The organism is Azospirillum sp., assembly GCF_035628975.1.
Lineage (GTDB): Bacteria > Pseudomonadota > Alphaproteobacteria > Azospirillales > Azospirillaceae > Azospirillum.
This window is the reverse complement of sequence record NZ_DASPIS010000130.1, coordinates 1-15,413: the sequence shown is the minus strand read 5'-3', so window position 1 is coordinate 15,413 and position 15,413 is coordinate 1. Positions and strand designations below refer to the sequence as shown.

Annotated in this window: 12 protein-coding genes and 2 pseudogenes; 3 read left to right on the top strand and 11 right to left on the bottom strand. The window is 67.3% G+C overall.

Going from position 1 to position 15,413, the window contains the following annotated elements; translation table 11 throughout:
• Positions 1-489: 489 nt before the first annotated feature.
• Positions 490-1,458, bottom strand: a pseudogene (locus VD964_RS27220) (IS5 family transposase).
• On the opposite strand from VD964_RS27220, the gene VD964_RS27215 reads away from it, so the two are divergent.
• The 3 genes and pseudogenes from VD964_RS27215 (at position 1,457) to VD964_RS27205 (ending at position 3,307) form a co-directional block, all read left to right on the top strand.
• A complete protein-coding gene (locus VD964_RS27215) occupies positions 1,457-1,972 on the top strand; it encodes an acetoacetate decarboxylase family protein (protein WP_324871583.1) in 516 nt (171 codons plus the stop codon). The pseudogene VD964_RS27220 and the gene VD964_RS27215 overlap by 2 nt on opposite strands.
• A gap of 22 nt (positions 1,973-1,994) precedes the next feature.
• Positions 1,995-2,507 (top strand): annotated as a pseudogene (locus tag VD964_RS27210) (FAD-binding oxidoreductase); the annotation flags it as partial.
• Positions 2,508-2,959: 452 nt separating this feature from the next.
• Positions 2,960-3,307: an alpha-hydroxy acid oxidase gene (locus VD964_RS27205; protein WP_324871582.1), complete on the top strand. Its 348-nt coding sequence runs from the start codon at positions 2,960-2,962 to the stop codon at positions 3,305-3,307.
• An 80-nt stretch (positions 3,308-3,387) separates the two neighbouring features.
• On the opposite strand, the gene VD964_RS27200 is transcribed toward VD964_RS27205, so the two are convergent.
• The 10 genes from VD964_RS27200 to VD964_RS27155 all read right to left on the bottom strand — a co-directional run bounded on the left by VD964_RS27200 (position 3,388) and on the right by VD964_RS27155 (position 14,820).
• Positions 3,388-4,314 carry an electron transfer flavoprotein subunit alpha/FixB family protein gene (locus VD964_RS27200; protein WP_324871581.1) on the bottom strand — a complete coding sequence of 309 codons (927 nt, stop codon included), beginning with the start codon at positions 4,312-4,314 and terminating at the stop codon, positions 3,388-3,390.
• A gap of 200 nt (positions 4,315-4,514) precedes the next feature.
• The gene (locus VD964_RS27195; protein WP_324871580.1) at positions 4,515-5,264 is read right to left on the bottom strand and encodes an electron transfer flavoprotein subunit beta/FixA family protein; all 750 of its coding nucleotides are present in this window, start codon (positions 5,262-5,264) and stop codon (positions 4,515-4,517) included.
• A complete protein-coding gene (locus tag VD964_RS27190) occupies positions 5,261-6,154 on the bottom strand; it encodes an aldolase/citrate lyase family protein (protein WP_324871579.1) in 894 nt (297 codons plus the stop codon). Before VD964_RS27190 ends, VD964_RS27195 begins: the two co-directional genes overlap by 4 nt.
• Positions 6,151-7,011, bottom strand: a complete 861-nt coding sequence (locus tag VD964_RS27185; protein WP_324871578.1) for an FAS1-like dehydratase domain-containing protein — start codon at positions 7,009-7,011, stop codon at positions 6,151-6,153. The genes VD964_RS27190 and VD964_RS27185 overlap by 4 nt, the downstream gene beginning before the upstream one ends.
• On the bottom strand, positions 7,008-8,474 hold the full coding sequence (locus tag VD964_RS27180; protein WP_324871577.1) for an FAD-binding oxidoreductase: 1,467 nt from the start codon (positions 8,472-8,474) through the stop codon (positions 7,008-7,010). The genes VD964_RS27185 and VD964_RS27180 overlap by 4 nt, the downstream gene beginning before the upstream one ends.
• A 29-nt stretch (positions 8,475-8,503) precedes the next feature.
• Entirely contained in the window at positions 8,504-9,958 is a 1,455-nt protein-coding gene (locus VD964_RS27175; protein ID WP_324871576.1) for an aldehyde dehydrogenase family protein, read from the bottom strand.
• A 53-nt stretch (positions 9,959-10,011) separates the two neighbouring features.
• On the bottom strand, positions 10,012-10,995 hold the full coding sequence (locus tag VD964_RS27170; protein WP_324871575.1) for a 2-dehydropantoate 2-reductase: 984 nt from the start codon (positions 10,993-10,995) through the stop codon (positions 10,012-10,014).
• A gap of 19 nt (positions 10,996-11,014) precedes the next feature.
• Entirely contained in the window at positions 11,015-12,967 is a 1,953-nt protein-coding gene (locus tag VD964_RS27165) for a TRAP transporter large permease (protein ID WP_414637285.1), read from the bottom strand.
• Positions 12,968-12,974: 7 nt separating this feature from the next.
• Positions 12,975-13,622, bottom strand: coding sequence for a TRAP transporter small permease subunit (locus VD964_RS27160; protein ID WP_324871574.1), 648 nt, complete (start codon positions 13,620-13,622; stop codon positions 12,975-12,977).
• A 112-nt stretch (positions 13,623-13,734) separates the two neighbouring features.
• Entirely contained in the window at positions 13,735-14,820 is a 1,086-nt protein-coding gene (locus VD964_RS27155) for a TRAP transporter substrate-binding protein (protein WP_324871573.1), read from the bottom strand.
• Between the last annotated feature and the right edge of the window lie 593 nt (positions 14,821-15,413).

The window sequence follows — 15,413 nt, the reverse complement described above, 5'->3', positions numbered from 1 at the left end:
CGGCTGCCGAACGTAACACCTGCAGAATAAGCAGCATTGTATTTTGTCTAAGGGTAGGACGTAAGAAAAAATTTAAGCATAACACTTATCGGATCGCCGGTTTCATATTCTAAATTGCTATTTTATGCCCAAGATAATGCGAATCAATCGCATCGCTATTTGCGGATCTGCGTAAAAGGAACAATTTTCGTTTACATATCGGCGCGTTATGAGATTGGTTAAATTGGACCAAGGCAACAGACAGAAATCAACCACGAATAGGAGGTAATAATATCGGTGTATCTTCACTTTTAATAAAACGAGTTGAATAATTGAACGCTATTTCCATAGATTGACCATTCACCAATTGTCAGTGTCGGGTTGCCGGGATCGCCGGACTGGAGCCTGAAATCGTGAGAAACGGCCAGATTTCGGCCCAGGATCACCGCACAAGAAGGGCGTTGTTGCATAAATCGGACTGCGAGCAAGCTGCCCGCTATCTCCTGGGTTTCAGGCGAGCTTGCGTGAGACCGGCATTCCGAGACTGGTCATCCGATTAAGGACGGCGCAGGCGATCCGGGCCTCGATCTTCTGAGCAGGCAGACTCCTGGCCCGGAGGCTCCGTCCGATGAGAACCTTGTAGCGGAAGAAAGCGGTTTCCACGAGGGCGCGCCTTCCATAGCCGGTCGCCGCCTGCCAACTCATTCGGCCCTTCTCGACGATCTGCTGGATGTGGTGGTCGCGCTGAGTGAGAGTGGTGTCGGCCTTCTGGCCCGGCACAGCCGTGGCGCGGGGCGGGATGATCACCGCGGCAGTGGGGTGCCGCTCGGAAATGGAACGGTAGACGGGCTCTCCATCATACGCGCCGTCCGCCAGCACCGCATTGACCGGGCCGGGGATGTGGTCGAGCAAGGGGCCGACCTGGGAGGCATCGCCGTCCTCGGTGGTGGTCAGCTCCGCAGCCAGGATGTCACCGCTGTCCAGATCGATGGCAATGTGTAGTTTTCGCCAGCTCCGGCGCGGCTTTCCGCCATGCTTTTCCAAATGCCACTCGCCGGCCCCGACCATCTTCAGGCCCGAGCTGTCGATCACCACGGTCATAGGGCCGATCGGCTTCACCAGCGCGGCCGCCAGTGACAGGCGGGCGCTACGTCGGGCCGGCGTCGTGTAATCAGGAACTGGCAACTCCATGCCGAGGATCTAGACAATGGAGCACAGCAACCCCTCCGTCTGCCGCCATGGGCGCCCAAAGGCCAAACGCAGCATGATCCCGGTCTCTATGGCGATGTCCGAGTAGGCTGCTGGACGGCCTCTCCGGCCGGTGACGGCGGGTGTCCATGCCGCGAGAGCCTCGGGTGTCACCCAGATCGTAAGGCTCCCGCGTTGCCGAAGAGCCCGGTTGTACTCTCCCCAGTTCTCGACCTTGTACTTGGCCTTCGGGATCCGGTGACGGCGCGGTTCATTGTGCTTATACGGCATGCGGGCACTCGGCGGCGGAGCCCATCTCTATACCGGCTGCGCCGACGTCCCGCACCACGAACCGGATTTATGCGACAACGCCCTGATCCGCATGAGCCGCAGCTTCGTGCTGTCCAGCCCGGCGGCCCTGGCGACCGGTCCCGGCGGGCTGTTCGTCGGCACCCTCAGCCATCGCGACCGCCGGCTGGTGGAAGCTTCGGTGCGGTTGGAAGAGGAGACCGACGAACGGCCGAACGCCATGCTCGCCCGCATGATCAACATGCGCTATTTCCCTCGCCTCGATCAGGGTCGGCGCGACCGCCCCGACGTACACGAACTGGTGCGCCAGCGCGTGCGCGACACCGCGATGTCGACGGTCTGGCGGGGGCCGGCGACGCTGGAGATCGGCCGCTCGCCGTGGAGCGAGATCGGCGACCTCGCCCCGCTGCGGGTCGGCCACGGCTACCGCTACAGCTTCGCGATGACGGTGGACGACCTGCTGACCGTCCGCGACCTGCGGACGGACGACCTGTGACCACAACTCCTCCGGAGCCATCATGCCAACTTTGCAAGACAGGCTGATCGAACGGCTCGGGCCCGCCGCGGTTCTCTGCGATCCCGCCGACATCGCCCCCTTCACCCGCGGGCCGCTGCGCGTGGAGGGGCGGTGCGCCCTGGTTGCCCGGCCTTCCACAACGGAGGAGGTGGCCGCCGTGGTCGGCATGGCGGCCGAGCATGGCTGCCCGGTGGTTCCGCAGGGCGGCAACACCGGGCTCAGCGACGGCGCCATCCCCGACGATCCGCGGGCGATCCTGCTCCAGCTCGGCCGCATGAACCGCATCCGCGCCGTCGACCCGCTGTCCTACACCATGACCGCGGAGGCCGGGGTGATTCTGGCCCAGGCGCAGGCCGCCGCGGCCGACGCCGGCATGCTGTTGCCGCTGAGCCTGGGAGCGGAAGGATCCTGCCAGATCGGCGGCAATCTCGCCACCAATGCCGGCGGCAAGTCGGTGCTGCGCTACGGCTCCGCCCGCGATCTGGTGCTGGGGTTGGAGGTGGTTCTGCCCGACGGCCGCGTCTGGAACGGACTGCGCGCCCTGCGCAAGGACAACAGCGGCATCGACCTGAAGCAGCTTTTCCTCGGCTCGGAAGGGACCCTGGGCATCATCACCGCCGCCTTGCTGACCCTGGAACCGCAGGTGACGGACAGCGCCAGCGCCGTCGCGGCGGTTGCCGATCCATTGGCGGCGCTGCGCCTGCTCGACCGGCTGCGGCGGCGGACCGGCGACATGGTGTCCTCTTTCGAGATCATGAACGCCTATTCCCTGGAGGTCGCTGTCCGCCATCTGCCGGGCGCCGTCCATCCGCTGTCGGAGCCGTCGCCCTGGGTCGTGCTGGTGGAGTTGTCGAGCAGCCGCGCCGGCGGCGGCCTTGCCGCTGTCCTGACCGAGGCTCTGGCCGAGGCGATGGACGGGTCGTCAAGGGCATCCTGGACCCCGACGACGCCAGGCGTGCGGCGCAGATGGGGGCCGATGCGGTGGTGGTGTCGAACCATGGCGACAGACAGCTCGACGGCACCTGTTCGTCGATCGCGGCGCTGCCGCGCATCCGCGACAGCGTGGGGGACCGCGTGGAACTGCTGGTCGATGGCGGCATCCGCAGCGGCCAAGACGTGATGCGGGCATTGGCCAGCGGCGCAAGGGCGTGTCTGGTCGGACGGGCCGCCGTGTATGGGCTTGCGGCAGGCGGAGAGGCCGGCGTCACCCGCGCCATCCGCATCCTGGGTCGGGAACTCGACGTGTCGATGGCGCTGTGCGGCGTGAGCGACGTGCCGGCCATCGGGCCCGACCACCTGCTGGCCCCGGAATAGACGCGGCGGCGCCATGGATCTGGCTTTCGGCATCGTCTGCGCCCTGCTTGGACGCTCGCCCTTCGTGCGTTTGCCCCGCGTCACAGCGCCTGCTGCAACTCCGGCATAGCCTTGAACAGGTCGGCGACGAGGCCGTAGTCGGCGACCTGGAAGATCGGCGCCTCCTCGTCCTTGTTGATTGCAACGATCACCTTGCTGTCCTTCATGCCGGCCAGATGCTGGATGGCGCCCGAGATGCCGACGGCGACATAGAGATCCGGCGCCACGATCTTGCCGGTCTGCCCGACCTGGTAATCGTTCGGCACGAAGCCGGCATCGACGGCGGCCCGGCTGGCGCCCACGGCGGCCCCCAGCTTGTCGGCGATGGCCTCCAGCAGGTGGAAGTTGTCGCCCGACTGCATGCCGCGTCCACCGGAAATCACGATGCGGGCCGAGGTCAGTTCCGGACGCTCCGACTTCGACAGCTCCGCCGAGACGAAGCCCGACAGCGCCGGGTCGGCGACGGCGGCGACGCTCTCGACCGGAGCGCCGTTGTTGGTGGCGGGGGCCTCGAAGGCGGTGGTGCGGACGGTGACGACCTTCACGGCGTCACCGGACTGCACGGTGGCGATGGCGTTGCCGGCGTAGATCGGCCGCTCGAAGGTGTCGGCGGAGACCACGGCGGTGATGTCGGAGATCATCGCCACGTCGAGCAATGCCGCGACGCGCGGCAGCACGTTCTTGCCCACCGAGGTGGCGGCGGCGAGGACGTGGCTGTAGCCAGGGGCGAGCGATACCAGCAATGCTGCGACCGGCTCGGCCAGGGCATGTTCGTAGGCGGCATCGTCGGCGAGCAGCACCTTGGCGACGCCGGCCAGCTTGGCGGCGGCATCCGCGGCCGGGGCGGCGTTGCGGCCGGCGACCAGCATGTGGATGTCGCCGCCGAGCTTGGCGGCGGCGGTCACCGCATGGGCGGTGGCGGGCTTGAGGGTGGCATTGTCGTGGTGGGCGAGGATCAGGATGGGCATGGGGCGGGTCCTTGGTTGGCGGGTGGGCGGGATGCGGATTGCCACCTCCCCATCCCTCCCCCGCTACGCGGGAGAGGCGGTAGGACGCTTGGCGGCGTAAGCTAGTCGCGAAGCGGCGGAGTTCCCTCTCCCGCGATCGGACCGGCCTTCGGCCGGCCGAGAGCGGGGGAGGGTTAGGGTGGGGGCACCGGGGCCGGCGCTCAGATCACCCGCGCCTCGTTCTTCAGCTTGTCGACCAGGGTGGCGACGTCCGCCACCTTGATGCCGGCCTGACGCTTGGCCGGCTCGGCGACCTTCACCGTCTTCAGGCGCGGCGTGACGTCGACACCGAGCGCGTCCGGCGTGACGGTCTCCAGCGGCTTCTTCTTCGCCTTCATGATGTTGGGCAGCGAGGCATAGCGCGGCTCGTTCAGGCGCAGATCGGCGGTGACCACCGCCGGCAGCTTGAGGTCCACCGTCTCCAGACCGCCGTCGATCTCACGCGTCACCGCGACCGTGCCGTCTCCGGCGACGACCTTGGAGGCGAAGGTGCCCTGGCCCCAGCCGAGCAGCGCCGCCAGCATCTGGCCGGTCTGGTTGCAGTCGTCGTCGATCGCCTGCTTGCCGAGGATCACCATCCCCGGCGCTTCCTTCTCGACCAGGGCCTTGAGGACCTTGGCGACGGCCAGCGGTTCGGTGGTCACGTCGGTCTGCACCAGGATGGCGCGGTCGGCACCCATGGCGAGAGCGGTGCGCAGCGTCTCCTGCGCCTGGGTCGGGCCGACGGAGACCACGACGATCTCCGTCGCCTTGCCGGCCTCCTTCAGGCGCACGGCCTCCTCGACGGCGATTTCGTCGAAGGGGTTCATGCTCATCTTAACGTTGGCGGTCTCGACACCGCTGCCGTCCGCCTTGACGCGGACCTTCACGTTGTAGTCGACGACCCGCTTGACGGGGACGAGGATTTTCATGGGAGTCGGTCCTCTTGCGGCTGGTCTGCACATGTGGCGCGGGACAGGATGCGGCGAGCCTTGCGCGCCATCGCTTCGTCAATCATGCGGCCATCGACCACCGCGACGCCCTTGGCACTTTCCGCCAGGATGCGGTGGGCTTGGGTGATCTCGGCTTCGGTCGGGGTGAATGTCGCGGTGATGGTGGATATCTGGCCGGGATGGATCGCCGCCTTGGCACCGAACCCCAGCGCCAGGGCGGCGGCGGCCTCCTGTTGCAACCCGGCGGCATCCGTCAGATCGAAGAAGGGCGAATCCACCGCTTCGATGCCCGCAAGCGCTGCGGCATTGATCAGCCGGGAACGCGCCGACAGAAGCGGCTCCCACGCGGTGGCGCAGCCCAGATCGGCGGACAGGTCGGCGGCACCGAAGAACAGGGCGGCCAATCGGGGCGATGCGCGGGCGATGTCCTCCACCGCCGCGATGCCAGGGGCGGACTCGATCAGCGCCACCAGCGGCAAGGGCCTGCCCGCTCCGCTCAGAAGCGTGTCGATCCAGAGGATCATCTCGGGACTGTCGACCTTCGGCACGATGACGAAATCCGGCCCGCCGTCTTGCGGGCGGCGCACCAGGGCCAGCAGATCCTCCAGCCCTTCGGAAGTCACCGGCGCGTTGATGCGCAGCGCCCGCAGGATCGGCGCGGCAGGCTTCGTCGCCAGCGTGGCCAACGCCGCATCGCGCGCCGCCGCCTTGCCGGCCGGCGGCACGGCGTCCTCCAGGTCGATGATCAGGACATCCGCCCCAGACCGCGCGGCACGGTCGAAGCGGTCGGGGCGCGTCGCCGGGGTGAACAGCCAGCTGCGGCGGGGCCGCTGGTCGGTAAATTCCCCGTCTCGAACCGGCGCGCTCATGGCGTGACCGCGAAGTCGGCCGACATCGCAACCCGACCGTCCGGACCGACCACCCATCCGTCGATCTCGCCACCCTCCTTTTCCGCCGCGTTCAGCGAGAAGGGGGCGGTGTCGAACAGCGGCCGGCGGGCGCGGAAGCGGAATCCGGCGACCCGCCGGCCACCGGAATCGCCGCCGAGATTGCGCAGCACCAGATCCATCAGCAGGGTTGCCGTCAGCGGTCCATGCACCACCAGCCCTGGATAGCCTTCCGCCTCCCGGCAGTAGGGGCGGTCGTAATGGATGCGGTGGCCGTTGAAGGTCAGGGCGGAATAGCGGAACAGCAGCACCGGATCGGGGGTGACGCTGCCGGTCCAGTCGGCTGTGGGCAGGGGATCGGCGGATGCCGGGGGCGGCGCTTCGTCCGGCTTGGCGGCTTCGCGGTAGACGATGTCCTGCTTTTCGCGGATGGCGACGCCGGTGTCGGTCGCGATCTCGTGCATCACGCTGACGAACACCATTTCGCCCGACCGGCCTGCCTTGTGCTCCACCGATTCGATGGTGGAGGTGCGGCGCATCTCCGCACCGACGGGGATCGGCGCCAGGAAGCGCATGTCGCTGCCGGCCCACATCCTGCGGGGCAGCGGCACCGGCGGCAGGAAGCCGCCCTTGCGTGGGTGGCCGTCCTCGCCGATGTCCCGCTGCGGCGCGTTGGGGAGGAAATGCAGCCAGTGGCCGAGCGGCGGCAACTCCCCCGCCGGCCAGGGCGGGGTGTCGTGGTCCAGCGTCGCGGCCAGCCCGGCCAGCGGTGCGGCAGCGGCGGTGTCCGTCCGCAGCTCCACCCGGCCAATCCAGTCCTTCAGATGGTCGAACGTCACGGCGCCACTCCGGATGAATGCAGGATCTTTCCCGGATTCATGATGTTGTGCGGATCGAAGGCACGCTTCAGCGTCGCCATCATCTCCAATTCCACCGGCGATTTGTAGCGCGGCATCTCGTCGATCCGCAGGCGGCCGATGCCGTGCTCGGCCGAGATCGATCCGCCGAGTTCGACGACGATGTCGTGGACGATGGCGTTGACCGTCGCCAGCTTCGCCCGCCATTCGGCCATGTCGCCACCTTCCGCCTGGATCGGGTTGTAATGGATGTTGCCGTCGCCGAGATGGCCGAAGGAGAAGGGGCGGATGCCCGGACAGGCCCGCTCCAGCGCCGCGTCGGTGCGGTCGAGGAAGCGCGCAACGCGGGAGATCGGCACGGAAACGTCGTGCTTGAAGGACACGCCCTCGCGCTTCTGCCCTTCCGGGATGCCCTCGCGGATGCGCCACAGCGAATCTGCCTGGGCCTTCGATGCGGCGACCACGCCGTCCAGAACCTCGCCGGCCTCCATGCCCGCCTCCAGGATGCCTTCCAGCATCTCGGCCAGCCGGTTGCCGGAGTCCTGGTCGGCCAGTTCCACCAGCACGTACCAGGGATAGCGGTCGCGCAGGGGATCGGGCACGTCTGGCACATGGCGGCGGGCCACGTCGATGCAGGCGCGCTGAATCAACTCGAAGGTGACGATGCGGTCGCCGGCCACGCCCTTGGCGCGGGTCAGCAGATCGACGGCGTCGCTGGGGGCCGACACGGCGACCAGGGCGGTGGCGGTGGCGCGCGGCAGCGGCGACAGCTTCAGCACCGCGGCGGTGACGATGCCCAGCGTGCCTTCCGAGCCGATGAAGATCTGTTTCAGGTCGTAGCCGGCATTGTCCTTGCGCAGGCCGCGCAGCCCATCCCAGATCCGGCCGTCGGGCAGCACCACCTCCAGCCCGGCCACGAGGTTGCGCATGTTGCCGTAGCGCACGACCTGCACGCCGCCGGCGTTGGTCGCGATGTTGCCGCCGATCTGGCACGACCCTTCGGCGGCGAGGCTCATCGGGAACAGCCGGCCGACGTCGCGCGCCGCGTTCTGGATGTTGGCGAGGATGCAGCCGGCCTCGACCGTCATCGTATCGTTGTCGATGTCGATCTCGCGGATGCGGTTCAGCCGGTTGGTGGAGATGACGATCTCCGATCCGTCGGCATGCGGCTGGCTGGCCCCGGTCAGTCCGGTGTTGCCGCCCTGGGGCACGATGGGCGTGCGGGTTTCGGCACAGATGCGGACGACGGCGGCCAGTGCTTCGGTGCTGTCGGGCAGCACCACGGCCGGCGACCGGCCGACCCAGCCGTCGCGCCAGGACTCCATGAAGGGCTTCATGGTGTCGGGATCGGTGATCAGGCCGCGGTCGCCGATGATGGCACGGATGGGGGCGAGCACGGCCGTCGCGAAGTCCGGGCGTCCGGTGGTCAGGATGTCGTTCGGCAAGGGAGCTCTCCCTGGGCTTCGGGCCTGCGTCACAGCGCGCGGTAGGCCGTCTTGATGATGGTGTAGAATTCGATGGCCGAACGTCCCTGCTCGCGCGGGCCGTAGCTCGACATCTTCCGGCCGCCGAACGGGACGTGGTAATCGACGCCCGCCGTCGGCAGGTTCAGCATGGTCATGCCGGCCTGGATGTTCGCCTGGAAATGGCGGGCGTGTTTCATCGAGTTGGTGATGATGCCCGACGACAGGCCGTAATCGGTGTCGTTGGCGACGGCCAGCGCCTCGTCGTAATCCCTGACGCGAATGACGCTGGCGACCGGTCCGAACACCTCCTCGCGGTTGATGGTCATGGCGTTGCCGGTGTCGGTGAACAGGGTCGGGGCCAGGAAGTACCCGCGGGTCGGCCGCTCCAGTCGTGTGCCGCCGGACACCAGCCGGGCACCCTCGTTCAGGCCGGTATCGATGTATTGCAGGTTCTTGGTCAGCTGGAACTCGTCGATCACCGGACCGATCTGGGTTTCCGGCAGCAGGGCGTGGCCGACGCGCAGCGCCGCCATCCGCTCCACCATCGCGGCGACGAAGGCGTCGTGGATGCTGTCCTCGACGATGAAGCGGCCGGTGGCGGTACAGCGCTGCCCGGCATGGAAATAGGCGCTGTTGACGCCGATCTCAGCGGCGCGCTCCGGGTCGGCGTCGCCCAGCACCACCAGCGGGTTCTGGCCGCCCAACTCCAGCTGAACCCGGATCATCCGTTCGGCGCAGCGCACGGCGATGCGGCGCCCGGTGTTGACCGATCCGGTGAAGGACACCGCGTCCACCGCATCGACCACCGCCGCGCCGACATTCGGACCGGCGCCGATCACCAGATTAAACAGGCTGGCCGGCATGCCGTGCGCCTCGAGCGCCGCGGCGATGATGCGGGTGACGGCGATGGAGATGCCGGGGGTCTTTTCCGACGGCTTCCAGATCACCGCGTTGCCGAAGGCGAGCGCCGGGGCGATCTTCCACATCGGCGTGGCGACCGGGAAATTCCAGGGTGTCACCAGACCGATGACGCCGACCGGCTCGCGGGTCACGTCCACCTCGACCCCCGGACGCACCGACCCCAGCGTCTCGCCCGGCGCCCGCAGCGCCTCGGCCGAGAAGAAGCGGGCGAGATGGGCGGCGCGGGTGATCTCGCCCAAGGCGTCGGGGATGGTCTTGCCGCCTTCGGCGGCGGCGATGCGCGCCAGCTCGTCCTTGCCGTCGAACAGCGCGCGGGAGATGGCGTCGAGCACCAGCGAGCGCTGCTCCACCGTGGCGGCGCGCCAGTGCGGCTGGGCGCTGCGGGCAGCGGCCACCGCTTCCGCAACGTCGTCGGCCCCGGCAAGCGTGTAGGAGCCGGCCAGCTCATCCAGGTCCGACGGATTGAAGATATCAAGCCGGTCGCGGCCCGGACGCCAGCTCCCGGCGATGAAGTTGGTGATTGGACGGTTATCGGAAGGCATGTCGGGTCTTCTCCGGAATTCTGTTCGTTCAAGGGCGGGTGCGGCGGGCGGACTCAGCCAGCGCGCGCCACCCGCTCCTTCAGGGCGGTCAGCGCCCACAGCGTCTCGATGGTCGGCACCGGCACGCCGCGGCGGCGGGCCAAATCCAGGACGGCGGTCACGATGGGGTCGATCTCCATGCTCCGCCCCGCCTCGAAATCCTGCAGCATCGACGGCTTGTGGCCGGGGACGCCGCTGCCGCGGCCGAGCCGCTCGTCGACGTCGTCGGGCAGGTCGACGCCCCAGGCACGGGCCACGGCCAGGCACTCGCGCATCAGCCGGCCCTGGACGGCGGCCATGCCGGGAGCCTGCTCCATGGCGCCCATGGTGGCGCCGGTCAGCACACTGGTCGGGCCGACCGCCATGTTGAGCATCAGCTTGCTCCACAGCGGGGCCCGGATGTCGGCGGGCAGGCGGGCCGTGGCGCCGGCCGCGTTGAAGGAGTCGGCCAGCGCCGCCAGCTTTGCGGCATGGTCGCCGGGCCGGGGGGCGCCGAAGGCCAGCACCGGCATGGCGGTGTGGGCGACGACACCCGGTTCGACGATGCGGGCCGGGAGAACCTCCATCACGCAAGCGGCGACCCGCTCCGGCCCGATGGCCGACCAGACGGCGCCACCGGGATCGACCACGTCCAGCGGCTCCGGCGTCACGTCATTCCCGACACCGTACAGATACCACCAGGGAATGCCGTTCTGCGCAGCCACCACCAGCGTGTCCGGGCCGCAGAGCGCCGGAAAGGACGACGCCAGCGCCGGCAACCCGTGTCCTTTGACGGTGACGATCACCACGTCCTGAGGGCCCAGTTCGGCGGCGGAGTCGCTGGCCTGCGGTCTGCACGTCAACGTTCCCTTCGGCGTCTGGATGGCCAGTCCGCGCTCGCGGATCGCCGTCAGATGCTCCCCGCGCGCCAGCAGCGAAAGCTGGTGCCGGCCGGTCGCGGCGAGATACCCCGCCAGCGCGCCGCCCACGGCGCCGGCTCCTACGACGGCGATGCGCATGGTGTCATTCCTTCCTGTCTCACTTGAATTCCAGCGGCGGCATGTCGTCGTCCAGGCTGTTGCCCAAACCCTGGAACTGCTCTTCGATCTGCTTGTCGTCCAGTTTGACCGCGGTGGACTTGTAATGCATGACCATCTGCGGGAAGGCGATCACCAGCGCCACCATCACCAGCTGGATGACGACGAAGGGCACGGCCCCCCAATAGATTTGGCTGGTCAGGACCGGCGCGGTTTCCTTCTTCGTCACGCGGTCGATATAGGGCAGCTTCGGCGCCACCGAGCGCAGGAAGAATAGCGAGAAGCCGAAGGGCGGGTGCATGAAGCTGGTCTGCATGTTCACCGCCAGGATGATGCCGAACCACACCAGGTCGATGCCCAGCCGGTCGGCCGCCGGAGCCAGAAGCGGGATGACGATGAAGGCCAGTTCGAAGAAATCGAGGAAGAAGGCCAGCAGGAACACCATCACGCTGACGGCGATCAGGAAGCCCATCTGTCCGCCCGGCAGGGAGACCATCAGCTCCTCGACCCAGACATGGCCGTTGACGCCGTAGAAGGTGAGCGAGAACACCCGCGCCCCGATCAGGATGAACAGCACGAAGGCCGCCAGCTTCGCCGTCGAGTAGGTGGCCTGACGCACCATGTCGAGACTCAGCCGCTTCTTCATCGCCGCCAGCAACAGCGCGCCGACGGCACCCATGGCGCCGCCTTCGGTCGGGGTGGCGAGGCCGATGAAGATCGTGCCGAGTACCAGGAAGATCAGCGCCAGCGGCGGCACCATGACGAAGGTCGCCTGTTCCGCCATGCGGGAGATCAGCCGCCGGCCGCTGGCCCGCTCCACCAAGGCCACGGCCAGGGCGTAGAGCGCGCCGGCTGCGACGGAATCGCCGATCAGGGCCAGGGTGGACCAGCCGTTCAGCGTCAGCCACGCCGCTCCCGCCGTCAGCACCGCCGTCACCGCGGTTTGAAGCACCAGACGCCGCGCGCCGAAGGTCCGGTTGAAGGTGGCGGCCAGGAAGGCCACAGTCACAGCCACCGACAGCAGGAGCACGACATAATCGGCGCCGGATTTCACATCGGTGCGGCCCATCACCCAATAGGCGACGGCTCCCGAGAACAGCGCCAGCATGCCGAGCTGCCAGACGCCGCGCGCGCCGTTGGGCTCGCGGTAGGCGATAGCCTCAGGAGGGAGTCCGGGCGCGGAGTTGGGCCAGATCATGGAGACGACGAAGACGTAGTGGGCGTACAGGCCCGACAGCAGCAGGCCGGGGACGAAGGCGGCCTCGTACATGTCGCCGACGGAGCGGCCGAGCTGGTCGGCCATGACGATCAGCACCAGCGACGGCGGGATGATCTGGGCCAGCGTGCCGGACGCGGCGATGATGCCGGACGCCAGACGGCGGTCGTAGCCGTAGCGCAGCATGATCGGCAGCGAGATCAACCCCATGGAGATGACCGAGGCGGCGACCACGCCGGTTGTCGCCGCCAGCAGGGCGCCGACGAAGATGACGGCATAGGCCAGGCCGCCGCGGATCGAACCGAACAGCTGCCCGATGGTGTCGAGCAGATCCTCGGCCATGCCGGAGCGCTCCAGCACCAGCCCCATGAAGGTGAAGAAGGGCACCGCCAGCAGCACGTCGTTGTTCATCGTGCCGTAGACGCGCTCCGGTAGGGCCTGGAAAAGGTCGGGGCGGAACAGGCCAAGCTCGATGCCGATCAGGCCGAACAGCAAGCCGTTGGCGGCGAGCGCGAATGCGACCGGATAGCCCAGCAGCAGCATGACCACCAGCACGGCGAACATGATCGGCGCCATGTTGTGGCCGAACCAGCCGCGCCAGCCGTCCTGTTCAGCGAGCGCGCCGGCACCCGGCACCGGCAGCACATAGAGCGCCACGGCGACGGCGGCCAGCAGCAGCAGGGAGATGACGGACAGCCGGGCGGTGCGCGTCGAAAGGGAGGGGAAGGTCGTGCTCATCGCGCGTCTACCGGCTTGGAAGGGTGTCGGGTTGGGCGGCTCGCTCGCGCTCCGCGGCGAGCAATCTCTCGGCTTCGGCCTCGGCAGCCGCCTGATGACCCCCGGCCCGCTGGTTCGCATCCTCCAGATGGCCGGCCATGATCGCGGCGCGCTTGACCAGCTCGGACAGGCCCTGCACAAACAGCACGGTGAAGCCCAGCGGAATCAGCAGCTTCGCCGGCCATTGCGGCAAGCCGCCCGCGTTCATCGACTGTTCCTCGATTGTGAAGGAGGCGAATGCGAATGGCCAAGAGGTGATCATCATCACGAAGCTGAAAGGCAGCAGGAAGGCGATATGGCCGAACAGGTCGATGCCGTCGCGCGCGCGCTTTCTCAGCATCGCGTTGACGATGTCGATGCGGATGTGTTCGTCGTCCCGCAGCGTCCAGGGGGAGCAGAGCAGGAACACGGCGGCGAACAGCACCCATTGCAGTTCGAGCCACGAGTTGGAGCTGACGTCGAACAGCTTGCGGACGCCGGCATTGACCGCCGACACCAGGATCGCCAGCAGGATTAGCCAGGATATCGTCTTGCCCAGCCACTCGGTGACCGCGTCGACCAGTTGGCAGGCCCGCACGAGGGCCGTCATCAGGGGGGAGGGGGGTGGACTCGTCATGGGGGCAGCTTCTCCCGGAAGGCCGGTCGCGAACGCCGCGACGACGCCACGGCCGGGAGCGTTTGTGCCGCTGCCCGGTCATGGCTGGGATATCGCAAGGAGAGACGGCGGATCAGCGCCGGGTCAGGCGGAGCGTGGCACTGTCGTAGGCATATTCCGATGCCTGGAGCCACAGGTTCGAATCGTTCTGGAAGCGTCGATAGCTCTCGTAGAACTTCTTGAAGGCCGGGTTCTTGTCCGACAGCTCGTCGTAAAGCTCCATCGCCGACTTGTGGCTGGCCTGCAGCACATCCTGCGGGAAGGCGCGCAGCTTGGCGCCATTGGCGACAACGCGCTTCAGCGCCGCCGGGTTCAGCACGTCGTAGCGCGCCACGCTGTCGATGTTCGCCAGCGCCGCCGCCGCCGTCAGCGCCGCCTGATAGTGCTTCGGCAGGTCGTTCCAGCGCTTGGTGTTGATGAAGAAGTGCTGGAGCGAGGTGCCGTCCCACCAACCCGGATAGTAATAGTTGGGCGCGATCTTGTAGAGCCCGAGCTTCTCGTCGTCGTAGGGGCCGTTGAACTCCGCGGCGTCGATGGTGCCGCGTTCCAGCGCCGGGTAGATGTCGCCGCCGCCGACCTGCTGCGCCACGACGCCCAGCTTGGCCAGGATCTGGCCGCCCAGGCCGGAGATGCGGAACTTCAGACCCTTCAAATCCTCGACGCTCTTGATCTCGTTGCGGAACCAGCCGCCCATCTGGGACCCGGTGTTGCCGCCGGCAAGCGCCTTCAGGTTGTAGCCGGCATAGAACTCCTCCAGGAGCTTGCCGCCTTCGCCGTGATAGAACCAGGCGTTCTGCTGGCGGGTGTTCAATCCGAAGGGCAGGCAGCAGCCAAAGGCGAAGGCCGGATCCTTGCCGACATAGTAGTAGGATGCGGTGTGGCACATCTCGACCGTGTCGTTGCTGGCAGCGTCCAGGGCCTGGAGCGCCGGAACCACCTCGCCGGCGGCGAAGACCTGGATCTGGAACTTGCCGTCAGTGGCCTCGGCGACGTTCTTCGCCATCACCTCGGCGCTGCCATAGAGCACGTCGATGTTCTTCGGGAAGCTGGACACGCAGCGCCAGCGGATCGTCGGCTCCGACTGTGCGATGGCGGGAACCGCAAGCGTGGAGGCACCGGCGGCGACGGCGGCACCCTTGAAGAATTGACGGCGCTTCATGCTGTTGTTCCTCCCGAAGTTCTTGTTGTGTGACGGCACGATAACGGTTGATCGTCCACGACCGCCGTCGCCTTCAGGACATCCATCCGACTGGTAAAGAACAGATGGTAATCCTGACTTGCGACGTCTGGCGGTGGGCGCGACGTATCCTTGCTCGCTGTGTCCGTGGAATTGGCGGCGGCTGTTCTTGAGGGCGATGGTGACTGGCTGGGAACGGCCGGGTCGATGTGGTGACCCTGACAGTGGAGCAACCGTCCGCACAGAGGAATGTGTTTCGTGGGCATACCAGCCATAAGCCGAGCAAGCCATCAGCGACACAAACCGTTTCGGCCGAGCCCCTTGGTCCCCCGCGAGACCGGGGTGGGTACTGACGGTTTGCTATGCCCGCAATGAATATCTGTTACAGGCACGCCATGCGCTCCGCGATGCGGGGCTGATCGGTAGTCTGTGGCGAACTGTTCCCAACCGCCTCAAACGACGGATGTTCAACCGCATGAACGGTAAGCGCCATGTCTAGGCCGTCCTCTCCGCTCAACGCCGCCGGGGCCGCCTATCTCGAAGCGCTGCAGGAGCGCTTCCGCGACGATCCCGCG

Bases quoted from the DNA above. Each gene is read 5' to 3' on its own strand.
- VD964_RS27200 (WP_324871581.1), bottom strand. From the start codon at position 4,314: ATGCCCATCCTGATCCTCGCCCACCACGACAATGCCACCCTCAAGCCC.
- VD964_RS27190 (WP_324871579.1), bottom strand. From the start codon at position 6,154: ATGAGCGCGCCGGTTCGAGACGGGGAATTTACCGACCAGCGGCCCCGC.
- VD964_RS27205 (WP_324871582.1), top strand. From the start codon at position 2,960: ATGGGGGCCGATGCGGTGGTGGTGTCGAACCATGGCGACAGACAGCTC.
- VD964_RS27215 (WP_324871583.1), top strand. From the start codon at position 1,457: ATGCGGGCACTCGGCGGCGGAGCCCATCTCTATACCGGCTGCGCCGAC.
- VD964_RS27195 (WP_324871580.1), bottom strand. From the start codon at position 5,264: ATGAAAATCCTCGTCCCCGTCAAGCGGGTCGTCGACTACAACGTGAAG.
- VD964_RS27175 (WP_324871576.1), bottom strand. From the start codon at position 9,958: ATGCCTTCCGATAACCGTCCAATCACCAACTTCATCGCCGGGAGCTGG.
- VD964_RS27155 (WP_324871573.1), bottom strand. From the start codon at position 14,820: ATGAAGCGCCGTCAATTCTTCAAGGGTGCCGCCGTCGCCGCCGGTGCC.
- VD964_RS27160 (WP_324871574.1), bottom strand. From the start codon at position 13,622: ATGACGAGTCCACCCCCCTCCCCCCTGATGACGGCCCTCGTGCGGGCC.
- VD964_RS27165 (WP_414637285.1), bottom strand. From the start codon at position 12,967: ATGAGCACGACCTTCCCCTCCCTTTCGACGCGCACCGCCCGGCTGTCC.
- VD964_RS27170 (WP_324871575.1), bottom strand. From the start codon at position 10,995: ATGCGCATCGCCGTCGTAGGAGCCGGCGCCGTGGGCGGCGCGCTGGCG.